Source organism: Halorussus salilacus (genome assembly GCF_024138125.1).
Lineage (GTDB): Archaea > Halobacteriota > Halobacteria > Halobacteriales > Haladaptataceae > Halorussus > Halorussus salilacus.
On the sequence record NZ_CP099993.1, the window covers coordinates 2,349,839 to 2,363,063 of the forward strand.

At 68.1% G+C, this 13,225-nt stretch carries 15 protein-coding genes; 10 read left to right on the forward strand and 5 right to left on the reverse strand.

Going from position 1 to position 13,225, the window contains the following annotated elements; all coding sequences use genetic code 11:
• Positions 1–3: 3 nt before the first annotated feature.
• On the forward strand, positions 4–654 hold the full coding sequence (locus tag NGM10_RS12060) for an HAD family hydrolase (protein ID WP_253479092.1): 651 nt from the start codon (positions 4–6) through the stop codon (positions 652–654).
• A 2-nt stretch (positions 655–656) separates the two neighbouring features.
• Here the strand turns inward: NGM10_RS12060 and NGM10_RS12065 are convergent, their stop codons facing one another.
• From NGM10_RS12065 to NGM10_RS12075, 3 genes are all read right to left on the reverse strand, one after another.
• Positions 657–1,415, reverse strand: a complete 759-nt coding sequence (locus NGM10_RS12065) for a hypothetical protein (protein ID WP_253479094.1) — start codon at positions 1,413–1,415, stop codon at positions 657–659.
• A gap of 36 nt (positions 1,416–1,451) precedes the next feature.
• Positions 1,452–3,347, reverse strand: coding sequence for a molybdopterin biosynthesis protein (locus tag NGM10_RS12070; RefSeq protein WP_253479096.1), 1,896 nt, complete (start codon positions 3,345–3,347; stop codon positions 1,452–1,454).
• A gap of 493 nt (positions 3,348–3,840) precedes the next feature.
• A complete protein-coding gene (locus NGM10_RS12075) occupies positions 3,841–5,064 on the reverse strand; it encodes a molybdopterin molybdotransferase MoeA (RefSeq protein WP_253479098.1) in 1,224 nt (407 codons plus the stop codon).
• 95 nt (positions 5,065–5,159) lie between these two features.
• On the opposite strand from NGM10_RS12075, the gene NGM10_RS12080 reads away from it, so the two are divergent.
• The 5 genes from NGM10_RS12080 to NGM10_RS12100 all read left to right on the forward strand — a co-directional run bounded on the left by NGM10_RS12080 (position 5,160) and on the right by NGM10_RS12100 (position 8,857).
• Positions 5,160–5,516 carry an Hsp20/alpha crystallin family protein gene (locus tag NGM10_RS12080; protein WP_253479100.1) on the forward strand — a complete coding sequence of 119 codons (357 nt, stop codon included), beginning with the start codon at positions 5,160–5,162 and terminating at the stop codon, positions 5,514–5,516.
• Between the two features lie 16 nt (positions 5,517–5,532).
• Positions 5,533–7,197: an ABC1 kinase family protein gene (locus tag NGM10_RS12085; RefSeq protein WP_253483841.1), complete on the forward strand. Its 1,665-nt coding sequence runs from the start codon at positions 5,533–5,535 to the stop codon at positions 7,195–7,197.
• 75 nt (positions 7,198–7,272) lie between these two features.
• Positions 7,273–8,178, forward strand: coding sequence for a ZIP family metal transporter (locus tag NGM10_RS12090; RefSeq protein WP_253479102.1), 906 nt, complete (start codon positions 7,273–7,275; stop codon positions 8,176–8,178).
• 47 nt (positions 8,179–8,225) lie between these two features.
• Entirely contained in the window at positions 8,226–8,471 is a 246-nt protein-coding gene (locus NGM10_RS12095) for an antitoxin VapB family protein (RefSeq protein ID WP_253479104.1), read from the forward strand.
• Positions 8,468–8,857, forward strand: coding sequence for a PIN domain-containing protein (locus NGM10_RS12100; RefSeq protein WP_253479106.1), 390 nt, complete (start codon positions 8,468–8,470; stop codon positions 8,855–8,857). The genes NGM10_RS12095 and NGM10_RS12100 overlap by 4 nt, the downstream gene beginning before the upstream one ends.
• A gap of 27 nt (positions 8,858–8,884) precedes the next feature.
• Here NGM10_RS12100 and NGM10_RS12105 read toward each other — a convergent pair whose 3' ends face one another.
• Entirely contained in the window at positions 8,885–9,520 is a 636-nt protein-coding gene (locus NGM10_RS12105) for an IS6 family transposase (protein WP_253479108.1), read from the reverse strand.
• A 102-nt stretch (positions 9,521–9,622) separates the two neighbouring features.
• On the opposite strand from NGM10_RS12105, the gene NGM10_RS12110 reads away from it, so the two are divergent.
• The 4 genes from NGM10_RS12110 (at position 9,623) to speB (ending at position 12,517) form a co-directional block, all read left to right on the forward strand.
• Entirely contained in the window at positions 9,623–10,693 is a 1,071-nt protein-coding gene (locus tag NGM10_RS12110) for an aminotransferase class I/II-fold pyridoxal phosphate-dependent enzyme (RefSeq protein WP_253479110.1), read from the forward strand.
• Between the two features lie 268 nt (positions 10,694–10,961).
• Positions 10,962–11,243, forward strand: a complete 282-nt coding sequence (locus NGM10_RS12115) for a DUF8028 family protein (RefSeq protein ID WP_253479112.1) — start codon at positions 10,962–10,964, stop codon at positions 11,241–11,243.
• Positions 11,244–11,317: 74 nt separating this feature from the next.
• Entirely contained in the window at positions 11,318–11,698 is a 381-nt protein-coding gene (locus NGM10_RS12120; protein WP_253479114.1) for a translation initiation factor IF-5A, read from the forward strand.
• Positions 11,699–12,517 (forward strand): agmatinase, encoded by an 819-nt coding sequence (gene speB, locus NGM10_RS12125; protein ID WP_253479116.1) that lies wholly within the window; start codon positions 11,699–11,701, stop codon positions 12,515–12,517.
• Here the strand turns inward: speB and NGM10_RS12130 are convergent.
• On the reverse strand, positions 12,514–13,116 hold the full coding sequence (locus NGM10_RS12130) for a SprT-like domain-containing protein (protein ID WP_368408670.1): 603 nt from the start codon (positions 13,114–13,116) through the stop codon (positions 12,514–12,516). The genes speB and NGM10_RS12130 overlap by 4 nt on opposite strands.
• Positions 13,117–13,225 lie beyond the last annotated feature (109 nt).

Sequence of the window (13,225 nt, forward strand, 5' to 3'; positions counted from 1 at the left end):
CCCATGGTCGCCCGCGAGTACGATTACTGGTTGCTCGACCTCGACGGCACGCTCATCGACGTGGACTGGTCGTATCCGCGGTCGGTGTTCGACCGGGTCGGCACCCGCCTCGGCCGGGAGTTCACCGACCGCGAGGCAGAGATCATCTGGCACGGTCTCGGCGGGGGGCGCGACGCCCAGTTGCGCGAGTGGGGTATCGACCCCGGGGACTTCTGGCCCGTCTTCCACGAGATAGAGGACCCCCAGCGCCGGGCCGAGGAGACGTTCCTCTACGAGGACGCCGAGTTCGTGGCCGACCTCGACTGCCCGGTCGGTCTCGTGACCCACTGCCAGCCGTTCCTCACGAACCCGGTCCTCGACCACCTCGACATCCGCGACTGGTTCGACACCATCGTGTGTTGCAACGAGGACCTCGGGTGGAAGCCCGACCCCGCGCCGGTCGAGCACGCGCTGACCGACCTCGGAGCGGGCGCAATCGGCCACGAGGGGGTGTTCGCGGGCGACGGCGCGAGCGACGTGGGCGCGGCGTGGAACGCGGGCCTCGACGCGGTCCACGTCGAGCGCCACGGCCACGCCCACCGCCAGCAGTGCGTGCTCGGCGACTACCGGGTGAACAGCTTCGACGAACTGCTGGCGACTCCCGACGCCGACTGACCTCAGAGCGGTCGCGGGTCGACGGGCGTCCCCTCGACGACCCGTTCGACCAGTTCGTTCCACGCCTCGCGGTCGGCCCGGAGGTCCTCGACCGGGATGCCCCGGTTATCGGTCTTGAGGCGCGGGCCGATGTCGAACCCGCCGCCGGGGTGGTACAGCCGGTCCCCGCGCTCGAAGAAGTCGGTGAAGTCACGCTTTTCGGCGTAGCCGACGACCGACACCGAGATGGGGAGGTGGCGCTCGCACCACTCCGCGACCGCGCGCTCGAACTCGGGGTCGTCGTCGGGGTAGGTCCCGGCGTCGGCCCACGGTTCGAGGCCGACCCGGTCGGGCAGGTCGAGCTTGCAGAGGACGAACGGGTCGGCGTCGCCGTGGTCGCGCCAGATGCTCGCGCGGACCGCCAGCCACAGATTTCTGGGTTTGGTCTTCTTCACGTCGAACCCGACGCCCGGCGGGTACTCCCCGTCGGGACCGATTCCGCCGAGGTCGGCGTCGTCGGTCTCCTCGATGTCGCCGTACACGTCCCAGTCGACGGTCGACTCCACGCCGAACTCCTCGTCGAGCAGTCGCTGAAACGCGACCTCCCCGAGTTTGCCCTCGATTCGGTCGGCGACGAACTTCGTCATCGTCCGCTCGTTGTCGCCGCTACCGACGCCCGCGCCCCAGTCCTTGGTGGGCGACGACTGGTCGTACCACAGCGCCATCCCGTGGCGTAGCGCCCGCCGGAAGGGCGTCTCCCCGAGTTCGTAGGTGAAGTCCATACGCGTCGTTGCGCGGAGTGAATTAAAAACGTTCGCCTACGGTGAAAATCCGGGACGGGACGTGAACCGGCCGACATCCGACAGCACGGATTCGAGCGCTCGCACGCCCTCCTTGTCGGTCCGGTCGGGGTTCGCCAGCACCCGGACCGTCTCGACGCCGACGGGCACGAAGCCCAGACCCAGCTTCTCGGCGGTCGCGCGCAGGCCGAGTCCGGCGTCGGCCTGCCCGCCAGCGACCTTCCGCGCGGGGCTCTCGTGGGCCTTCGCCGAGAGTTCGAAGCCGTCGATGGCCTCGACGAGGTCGCGACGCGAGACGCCTCTGTCGTCGGCGAGGTCGGCGAGAGCGTTCCCGAGGTTCGTCCGGAGGCCCGAGTCGGTCCCGCGGTTGACGAACCGTAGGTCGCGGTCGACGAGGTCGGCGAGGCCCTCGACTTCCTCGGGGTTCCCGCTCGCGACGACCAGCCCCCACTCGCGCTCGTAGGAGCCGAGTTCCTCGGCGGAGAGCGACCCGCGAGCGGGTCGCTCTCCGCCGTCCGCGGTCGTCACCGCGAAGTCGGCCACGCCGTCGCGGAGCCGACGCAGGCCCTGCCGGGACCCGACCGCGAGGTAGCGCGGCCGGTCGAGTTCGTCGAGCAGGCGCGCCAGCACGGGGTCGTCCTCGCCGACGCCCAGCACCGAGGGCGGGCGCACGTCGGGCGAGAACAGTTCGACCGCGACCGCCTCGCCCTCCGCGACGTAGGCGGTGTCGGGAGCCACCTCGGCCACGCCGTCGGCCTCGACGAGGCTGGTGGTCGCGCCGCTCCCCTTGTCGACGGCGTAGGCGAGGAGGTCTCCCTCGCCGTCCTCGACCAGTCCCACGGGCATCAGCCGCATCCGACCCTCGTCGAAGCGCTCCTCGGCGGCCATCCGGGCCTCGACGGTCGCGGTCGCTGGTTCGGGGAGTCCGGCGGCGTCTCGGATCGCGGGCGCGACGAACGTCCGGAAGATGGTCAGCGCCGAGACGGGGTAGCCCGGCAGGCCGACGTAGGCGGAGTTATCGAGCCGCCCCACCAGCATCGGCTTGCCGGGCTTGACCGCGACGCCGTGGAGCAGGAGTTCCCCGCGCTCCTCGACGACCCGGTAAATCACGTCCACCGCGCTCGCGCTGGTCGAACCGGACGAGAGCACGAGGTCGCACTCGTCGGCGGCCTCTCTGAGAACGCGCTCCATCTCGTCGTAGTCGTCGCCCGCGTGGGGGTAGAGCCGGGGGTCGCCGCCCGCCTCCTCGACCGCGGTCGCGACGGTGTAGCTGTTGACGTCGTATATCTGGCCCGCGGCGCTGTTCAGTCGCTCGCCGGGCCGGACCAGCTCGTCGCCGGTCGAGACGATGCCGACCGTCGGCTTCCCGACGACCGGCACCGACTCGACGCCGAGCGCCGACAGCAGGCCGACCTCGCGGGGCGTGAGTCGGGTCCCGGGGCCGAGCGCGCGCTCCCCGGCGGCCACGTCCGCGCCCGCGAGCATTACGTGGTCGCCCGGCGCAACCGCGGTTCGGACCAGCACGTCGTCGCCGTCCTCTTCCGTTCGCTCGACCATCACCACGGCGTCGCCGCCGGGCGGCATCACCGCGCCGGTCGAGATTTCGACCGCTTCGCCCTCGCCGACCTCCACGTCGGGCTCCTCGCCCGCGTGGACCGCTCCGGCGAGCGAGAGCCTCGCGGGGTCGGCCTCGTCGGCCCCGAAGGTGTCCCGGGCCCGGACCGCGTAGCCGTCCATGCTCGCGCGGTCGAACCCCGGCACGTCGAGGTCGGCGTCGATCCGCTCGGCGAGGATTCGGCCCCGGGCGTCCCGAAGGGGGACCTCCTCGGGGTCGGGCGCGAGGTCGAGGCTGGCGATGGCGTCGCGGGCGTCTTCGGGCGGTGCGAGGTCTCGGAACTCCTTTCTGTCGGTCATCGGGTATCAGCTCCTGATTGGAAAATCGGTGTCCTTGTTGGTGTTCGACGCTCTCTGCAAACGGTAGACGACACGGCGGTTACGGCTTCGAAAGCCCCCGGGCGCTCGCGGTCGTTGCGCGGCATCTCTGCGCCTCTCAGCAACGCCCGGCGCAGAGAGGGGCCGCGCAAGCGACCACGGCCTTCGGCCGCGAGCGCCCGGCCCCTTTCAGTCCCGCCCGACAGTCTGCTCCACCGGCACGAAACCGTGGCCGGTGACGCTCTCCGCGGAGTATCGTGCCGGTCGGTCAGCCGCCCCTTGGCGGACTGAAAGGGCGAGCGCGCTCGACCGGCCCCCGGCGAAGTAAGCACCGCGGAAGCCCGGAACGGCGCGAAGCGCCGCACGCCCGGAACGCGGCGCGCAACGAGTCGCGGGCCGTCGAGCGTTCGAGGGCTTTCTGGGCGGTCGTCACTCCCGATACTGCGGCGCTCGCTCCAACCAAGCGTTCGTTCCGTCACGCCGACCACTCCCAGTCCTGCACGGAGACCGTCTCGCCCTCGGGGATCCCCTCGCGACCCTCCGGAACAGCGACCCAGCCGTCGGCCAGCGCGACGCTCGACAGCACGCCCGACCCGCTGGCTCTGGTGGGAGTCGCAATCCGCTCGCCGTCGTCCTCCTCGACTTTCACCCGAGCGAAGGTCCTGATTCCCGGTTCGCTCCGTATCTTTCGGTCGAGTCGCGCCTCGGTGGTCGGAAAGTCGTCGTCGGGAAGCCCGCAGACCGCCTTCAGCGCGGGCCGGAGGAACTGGACCGCGTTGACGATGCAGGCGACGGGATAGCCCGGGAGCATGACGACCGGGGTGTCCTCGACCAGCCCGACCGCCACCGGGTGGCCGGGCTTCAGCGCGACCCCGTGGAACAGGATTTCCCCGAGGTCGGCGACCACCTCGGGGAGCAGGTCGCGCTCGCCGACTGACGACCCGCCCGTGGTCACGACCACGTCCTTCGAGAGGTCGCGCTCTATCGCTTCGCGCAGCGCGTCCGAGTCGTCGGTCACCACCTCGCGGTAGGCGGCCTCGCCGCCCCACCGCTCGACGAGCCGCGAGACGGTCAGGCCGTTGGTCTCGATGACCTCGCCCGGAGCGGGGTCGGCCTGCACCAGCTCCTCGCCGGTCGGAATCACCCCGACCGCGGGGCGCTCGAAGACCTCGACCGTCTCGATTCCCACCGACTTGAGCAGGCCGAGGTCCGAGGGGCGGAGTCGGTGGCCGGGGGCGTAGAGCTGCTGGCCCTCGGCCACGTCCTCGCCGACGGGCGCGACGTTCTCGCCCTCGGCGACGGCGTCGAAGACCTCGACTTCGCGCCCGAAGGTGTCGGTCTGCTCTATCATCACCACCGCGTCCGCGCCCGCGGGGAGTTCGCTCCCGGTATGCACTCGGGCCGCGGCGTTCGGACCCATATCGTCGGCCTCGCGGAGGAGTTCGGGCGAGCGGTCGCTCGCGCCGAAGGTGTCCTCGGCGCGGACCGCGTAGCCGTCCATCGCGGCGCGGGGGTAGTGAGGGACGTTGCGCGCGGCGACGACCTCCTGGGCGAGCGCCCGGCCGTCGGCGTCCCCGAGGCCGACCGTCTCGGTGCGGTCGTGTGGGTCGACGGCGTCGAGGAGGCGCTCGCGAGCGTCGGCGAGTCGCGTCTTGTCCTTGAAGCCCGAGCGCTTGCGCTCCGGCGATTCGTCGCTCATGGGTGGAAATCCGCGGTCCCGGGCCAAAAACGTGTGGGAACAGGGCCCACGGAGGTACCCAACCCTTTTTCGCCCCGGCGTCCCAACACGGAGGTATGTCAGCGTTGCGCGAGGCCATGCGCGAATTGCCCGACGCGGTGTTCGCCGACCTGCTTGAGAGCGACGACGCCTACCTGCTGGTCGTCGACCTGCCGGGGGCGAACGAGGCGACGGTCGACGTGGGCATCGAGGACGGGCGACTCCAGATAGAGGCCCGGCGGGAGAAGGACGTTCCGATGGAGTTCTCGTACCTCCGGGAGGAGCGGTCGCTGTTCCTCGACGCCGACCTACCCCTGCCGCCCGACGCGACCGGCGCGGGCGCGGAGGCCACCATCGACCGGGGAGTGCTCGAACTGCGCCTCCCCAAGCGCGACGCCGCGCCCGAACGCGACATCCCCATCACAGGTCGCTGACGGCGGGGTGGTGACACTGGTCAACCTCCGCGCCTACCGGCGGTTCTTCGTGGTCGCGTACCACTTCCTGCCGCTCCTGCTGAGCTACGCCCGCGACCGCCGCCGGTTCCTGCTGGTCGGGCGTCCTCGCCGGGTCGACAGCCAGACCCGCGTCGAGCGCGCGAACACCCTGCTGGAGTCGCTCCTGACGCTCGGCCCGACGTTCATCAAACTCGGCCAGCTCCTGTCGACTCGCCCCGACGTCCTGCCCCCCGAGTACGTGGACGTATTGGCCCAGTTGCAGGACGAGGTGCCGCCCGCGCCGTGGGACGAGGCCCGGGAGGTCCTCGAAGCCGAACTCGGGCCCGTGGACGAGCGGTTCGACGACTTCGACACCGACGCCATCAGCGGCGCGAGCCTCGGGCAGGTGTACACCGCGAAGGTCGACGACCGGGAGGTCGCGGTGAAGGTCAGGCGACCCAACATCGAGGAACTGGTCGCGGCCGACCTCCGGGTCATCCGGTGGTCGTTGCCCGTCCTGCTCTACTTCATCGGCGAGGCCCGAGCCTTCTCGCTCGAAAATCTCGCCGACGAGTTCGCCCGCACCATCCGCCAGGAGATGGACTACTCCCGGGAGGCCGAGATGCTCGAAGAGATACGGGGCAACTTCGAGGGCGACGACAGCGTCGCGATTCCGGCGGTCCTCGAATCGCACTCCGGACCGCGGGTGCTGACCATGGAGTACATCCGCGGGACCAAGATAAACGACGTCGAGACGCTCGACGAGATGGGGGTCGACCGCCACGAGCTCGCGGTGACCCTCCAGGAGGCGTACCTCCAGATGTTGCTGGAGGACGGCGTGTTCCACGCCGACCCCCACCCCGGGAATCTGGCGGTCCAGCCCGACGGCACCGTGGTCTTCTACGACTTCGGCATGTCGGGGCGGGTCGACGAGTTCGTCCAGAACAAGATCGTCGACTTCTACATCGCGGTCGCCAACCGCGACATCGACGGCATCCTCGACGCGCTCGTCGAGATGGGGACCCTGAGCCCGGAGGCCGACCGCGCGACGATGGGGAAGGTGATGGAACTCGCCATCGAGGACGCCCGCGGCGAGGACATCGAGACCTACCGGGTCCAGCAGATAATCGAGCAGGTCGAGGACACCATCTACGAGTTCCCCCTCCGTCTGCCCTCGAACCTCGCGCTCGTGCTCCGAGTCGCCACGGTCGTCGAGGGGGTCTGCGTGACGCTGGACCCCGACTTCGACTTCATCTCGGTGGCGACCGACTACCTCACCGAGCAGGGCTACCGCGAGGAGTCCATCCGGCAGTTCGCCGAGGAGGCGGGCGACCAGCTCCGGTCGTCGGTCCAGTCGTCGGTCAGACTCGCGCCGAAGGTCGAGGACGCCCTCGACCGCATCGACCGCGACGACTTCTACGTCAGGGCCGACGTCGAGGACGGCAACGACGTGTTCGACCTGCTCGCCAAGCGACTGGTCTACGGCATGATGCTGGCGTCGGGCGCGTTCTCGACCGCGTTCCTCTACGCGACCGCGGAGGTGCAGGCGGCGGCGGTCGCCGCCGCCTTCTCGACGGGAGTCGCACTCGCGCTCTACCGGACGTTCCGCAAGCGCCGGGGCACGCGAGTCACCCCGCAGTTCACCCGCCACGAGATGCGCCAGCGACGCGGCGGGGAGTGAGGTCGGTTTTAGGACAACCAAAATAATTTCCCATTAGGCGAAATTCTTTTTACGGGCGGGTGAGTCGTTTCGACCATGGGACTGGTGGAGAACCTCGTACTCGTGTTCGTCGCAGGGCTGATAACCGCGCTCGCCACCGGTCTCGGCGCGATTCCGTTCTTCGTGGTCGATGACTTCAGCGACCGGTGGAACGTCGCGCTGTGGGGCGTCGCCTCCGGAATCATGGTGTCGGCGTCGCTGTTCGGACTGGTGAACGAGGGGCTGGCGTACACCGAGGGACTGCCGACCCTGATGGTCGCCGGACTCCTCGCGGGCGTCGTCCTCGTGGAGGTCTCCGACCGGGCGCTCGACGCCGTCGACCTGAGTGACGGCGACGGTTCGGGGGACCACGACGACCACGGCCACGACGACGATGACCACGACGACCACGGTCACGACGACGACCACGGCCACAGCCACGCGATGGAGGCCGAGGCCTTCGCCGAGGGCGACCTCAAGAAGCTCGTGCTCATCCTCGGCATCCTGACGGTCCACAGTTTCCCGGAGGGCGTCGCGGTCGGCGTCTCGTTCGCGGAGCTCGGGCTGGAGGGCGGCCTCCAGATTCTGGGCTTCTCGGTCCCGCTGCTCGCGGTGTTCATGACCGTCGCCATCTCCATCCACAACGTCCCGGAGGGGACCGCCATCGCCATCCCGATGCGAGCGATGGGGCTGTCGCGCTGGCGGATGGTCGGCGCGGCGGTGTTCTCCTCGCTCCCCCAGCCAATCGGCGCGGTCATCGCCTTCGCGTTCGTCCGGTGGGCCCGCGAGTTCCTGCCCTTCGGCTTCGGGTTCGCGGCCGGAGCGATGGTCTACCTCGTCCTCACCGAGTTCATCCCCGAGGCGCTGGAGACCGGCGCGGACCTGCCGGGCGAGGGTCGGCGCGAGCTCCTCGCGGGGCTGGCGGCGGGCGTGGTGGCGATGGTGCCGCTGATGTACGTGTAGAATCGTCCAAACTTCTTTGTAGAACACGTACATACACGTACACAGGTATGGGGACCAAGACCATCTCGTTGGCCGACGACGCCTACGACCGACTCAAAGCGGAAAAGCGAGAGGGAGAGAGCTTCAGCGATGTTGTTCGCCGACTCACCGAGGGCGTCGAGTTGGGTGAGTACTACGGCGTTCTGAGTGACGAGACCACCGCGGAACTCGAAGCCGCCATCGATGACCGCCGAGCCGAGCGAAACGCGCGCCGACGCGCGCGCATCGACCGCCTCACCGACGAACTGGAATGATTCTGGACACGACCTTCCTCGTCGACGTGCTGAACAGCGAGGACGACGTCGCGGAACTCGTTGCCGACCTCGACGCCTCGGGTACCTCAATGGTCGCCGCGACAACCGTCATGGAACTCTGGGAGGGAATCCACCGCGCCGACGCGATGGAACGCGAGCGCGAGGCCGTCGAGGAACTGCTCGAAGGGCTTCGGGAAGTGCCGTTCGACCGTGACTGTGCGATGAAGGCGGGCGAGGTACATGCCGACCTTCTGTCCGACGGACGGCGAATCGATGTAGAGGACGTGATGATCGGAGCGACTGCGCTCGTCCACGACGTCCCGGTCGCCACTCGAAACGTCTCGCACTTCGAACGAATAGGCGACCTCGAAGTCGTGTCCTACTAGCTTCTCTCTGCCCTGCCCCGGCATTGTTCAGATTAGCTGATTCCATGCGAAGGCGAAGGTTTGCAACCAATTTTCGGCGGAGCGGTGGGTCGCGTGGCGGAAATGATTGGCGAACTGTTTGGTTCGGCGTTTTAATTCTTTGAAAACACGTTCGACGCTGTTCCGATTTCCGTGGCGAACATACTGAAATCGGAGGTTTTTCTCGAAGAGTGCGGCCTGTAACCACGGTGCGCCATCGACGAGAAACACCGCGTCACCGACGCAGTGTTTCTCTTGCAATTCGGTGAGAAACTGCTTCGTCACAACGATAGTTCGTGTCGGATAGAGCTTGGCGTGGAGGAATTCGTTAGTTTCGGGATCGACTGCGGCGTACAGCCAGTAGCGTTGATCGTTGAGTTGAATCACCGTTTCATCGACCGCAACGTGATTCGGATTTTTGCCGTCAGTCGGCTGTAGATCGGCTTTCTGTACCCAATTGTGGATAGTGGAGCGACACCGTTCGACACCGAACTTCTCTAAGACAGAAACAGTATCCGAGAGTGATAATCCTGCCGCATGTAGGTGGATACTGAGCTTCATCAGCGGCTCCGGTGTCGCTTCTCGCTCCACAAAATCTAACTCGATGCAGTCGCTACATTCGTTGAGGCGGCTGAATTCTGGCATAGACCACTACGAATTCGACCGCCTCATCCTTCAACGCTTATCTGAACAGTGCCCCCTGCCCCTTTCCGTAGCTTTACCGCCTTCCCCGTGCATCAATCCTCCATGGACATCGCCGAATTCGGACTCGAACGCTGGTTCGCGAAGTACGAACACGAGGCCGACATCATGCTCGCCGAGAGCGGCATCCGGAGCCTCGACGCGAGCCGGTTCGACCTCGACCCCGGGAAGCTCGGGTACGTCATCCCGACCAATGGCGACCCCGAGTTCCGGGCCGAGGTCGGCGAGCGCTACGGTCGGTCGGCCGACGAGGTCCTGTTCACCTGCGGGACTCAGGAGGCCAACTTCCTCGCGTTCGCCTCGCTGATGGACGACGACGGCCACGCGATTGTTGTTACCCCAACGTACCAGGCGCTCCACGCCGTTCCGGAGTCGTTCGGCGAGGTGACCCGCGTGTCGCTCGAACCGCCGTCGTGGGAACTCGACGTGGACGCGGTCGCCGACGCGGTTCGGCCCGAGACCGACGTGATCGTCCTCAACAACCCCAACAACCCGACCGGCCGCTACCACCCTCGGGAGAAGGTCGAGGCCCTCTACGACCTCGCGGAGGACGCCGACGCCCACCTGCTCTGTGACGAGGTGTACCGCCTGCTCGACGACGACCCGATTCCCCCGGCGGCGTCGCTGGGCGAGCGCGCGGTCAGCACGACCAGCCTCACGAAGGCCTACGGCCTCGCTGGCCTCCGATTCGGGTGGCTCGTGGGGTCCGAGGATGTCGTCGAGGAGGCGTGGAACTGGAAGGACTACACCACCATCTCGCCCGGCATCGTGGGCCAGCACGTCGCCAAGCAGGCGCTCGGCGACCAGGAGGACGAGATTCTTTCGGAGAACCGCGACCTCGCGAAACGCCACCGCGACCGGGTCCGGGCGTTCGTCGACGACCACGACCTCTCGTGGTACGACCCCGTGGGCGTCAACGGCTTCGTCTCGGTTCCCGACGGCTTCGACGGGAGCAGGGAGTTCTGCCGGACGGTCGTCGAGGAGGAGAGCGTCGTGCTCGCGCCCGGCGACCTGTTCGGGTACGACGACTACTTCCGCATCGGGTTCGGCCTCCCGACCGACGAACTGGAGGAGGGACTGGCCCGGGTGTCGGCCTGCATCGAGCGCCGGAGATAGCTCCCGGGAGGAGTCGCCGGGACCCGGGGTCGACCCGACTCGGGTCGACCCCGGGTCCCGACAGCCTCGGTTCTCCCCGTCACAGAAACGGCACCAAAAACGGCGGTAAAACTTCTAACTGTCTCTGGGGCGCTCGTGAAACGTCGGGTCGCTGGCGTGAAACCGGCGTCGGACTCGATAGGTCGGTGAAACGACGCGAATTTCCCATAGCTCTCTGCCCCTTATATGCTCCCGGGGGTCCTACGGTGGAGTAACGAGGACCCCCATCATGTCGAACGCTCCCCCCACCCTCCGAACCGACGTCGCCGAACTGCCGACCGACGGCTCGACCGAGACCCCAACCCATCTCACCCGACTGGCCGAGACCGCGACCCGGTCGCTGACCGCCTCGGTGCGAGGGCTCGGCTTCTGGGCCGCCGTCTCGTTGCCAGCGGTCTACCTCCCCCTGCTGTTCGCGGGGCTCCCGGGCGTCGAGTGGTCGGCGTTCTCCGCCCTGCTCGTCGCCCACGCCGTCGCGCTGGTGGTCGGCAACGACTACGGTGACGCCTGAACCGCTCTCGTCGGTCCATACCACCTCGGAGCGTTTCCAAACCGTTTATACCCCCGCGAACGCTATCCGGCGGTATGGCAAGAGAGCAGAAGGAAGTGCGAGACCTCCAGGAAGGCAACTACGTGATGATCGACGACGCGGCCTGCGAGATCAACTCCTACAGCACCGCCAAGCCCGGCAAACACGGTAGCGCGAAGGCCCGCATCGAGGCCAAGGGCGTCTTCGACGGCAAGAAGCGCAGTCTCTCCCAGCCCGTCGACGCCAAGATCTGGGTCCCCATCATCAACCGCAAGCAGGGTCAGGTCGTCTCCGTCGAGAGCGACGAGATCGCGCAGGTGATGGACCTCGAGACCTACGAGACCATCACGGTCAAGACCCCCGAGGACATCGACCTCTCGCCCGACGACGAGATCGAGTACCTCGAGATGGACGAACAGCGGAAGATCCTCGGATAGATGTTCCCCGGCGCGTCGGCCGACCGCGACACCGCCGAGTACGTGGTCGTCGGCGCGCCCCTCGACGTTTCGACCACGTTCCAGCCCGGTGCGCGGTTCGGTCCCGAACGGGTCCGGCGGTTCGCCCGGACCTTCGACGACTACGACGCCCGAACCGGCCACCACTTCTCTGAACTCGCGGTCCACGACCACGGCGACGTGCGCGCGTGGGACGACGCCGCCGAATACCTGGAGTACCTCGAAGGCGTCGCGACCGACGCGGTGTGGGACGACGCCGTTCCCCTTCTGCTCGGGGGCGAACACACCGTAACGCTGGCGGGGGTCCGGGCGGTCGACCCCGACGTCTTCGTCTGTCTCGACGCCCACCTCGACCTCCGCGAGGAGTACGACGGCAATCCGCTGAGCCACGCCACCGTGACCCGCCACGCGCTCGACGTGGCCGACGAGGCCGTGATTCTGGGCGCACGAACCGGGAGCGAGGCCGAGTACGAGCGCGCGAGCGAGGCCGACGTGACCGTGGTCCCGCCCGAGGAGGTCGGGAACTGGGACCCCGACTTCGACGCCGAGACGAGCGTCTACCTCAGCGTGGATATCGACGCCGCCGACCCGGGGTTCGCGCCCGGGACCGGGACGATGGAACCGTTCGGACTGACCCCGCGCGAGATGCGCGACGCGGTCCGGGCGGTCGCGCCCCGCGCCGACGGCTTCGACGTCGTCGAGGTCAACGACCGCGACGACGGTCAGGCGGCGACGCTCGCCGGAAAGCTCTGTCGGGAGTTCGTGTTCTCGCACGCCGACGCGACGGGGTCTACTTCCTAGCCGTCGCCCTCGGAACACGCCACGTCGGCCCCACAGCACGACGAGCGGTAGTCCCCGGGATTGCGCACGAGCTTGCACTCCCGATACCTGCGGCCCAGCACGGTCCCGCACTCGGCGCACGTCAGGACGTACTTCGGGTCGGCGAACGGGCGACACCGGACCGACGCCCCCACCCGCTCGGCGCGCTCCTCGAACCGGGAGCCGTGGTCGGTCGTGCCGAACCGCTGGAACTGCTCGACGTGAACCAGTTCGTGGCGGAGCGTCGCGGTCCACTCCGCGCGGTCGAACGCCTCGTAGGCGTCCCACGTCAGCGAGACGGTACACCGCCGGACCGCGGGGTCGCCGAGTCGCTCGACGACTGCGGTCCAGTCGATGGACTGGCCGACCTCGGCGTCGGGAATCCGCCTGCGCTTGACCGCGGCCGACCGGCGCTTCGCCCGGGTCGAGACCTCCCAGTCGACCAGCGAGAAGTCCACGTCGAGGTCGTGCTCGCGGGCGGCCTCCCGGCAGTACGCGCGGGAGGCGAGGACGAGTTCGTCGTGTGTGTCGGCGTGTGAGAGGGCGCGTTCGGTGGGGCTCGGGGGGGATTCCGGTTCGATTCGCTTCGACTCGGACACGGGGGTTCTCGGTCGGTTCGACTCACTCCTGCCTTATCAGGTTTCGTGACTGGGCCGTTTTTCGTCTTTGAAACTATCTGTCTGCCTGCTG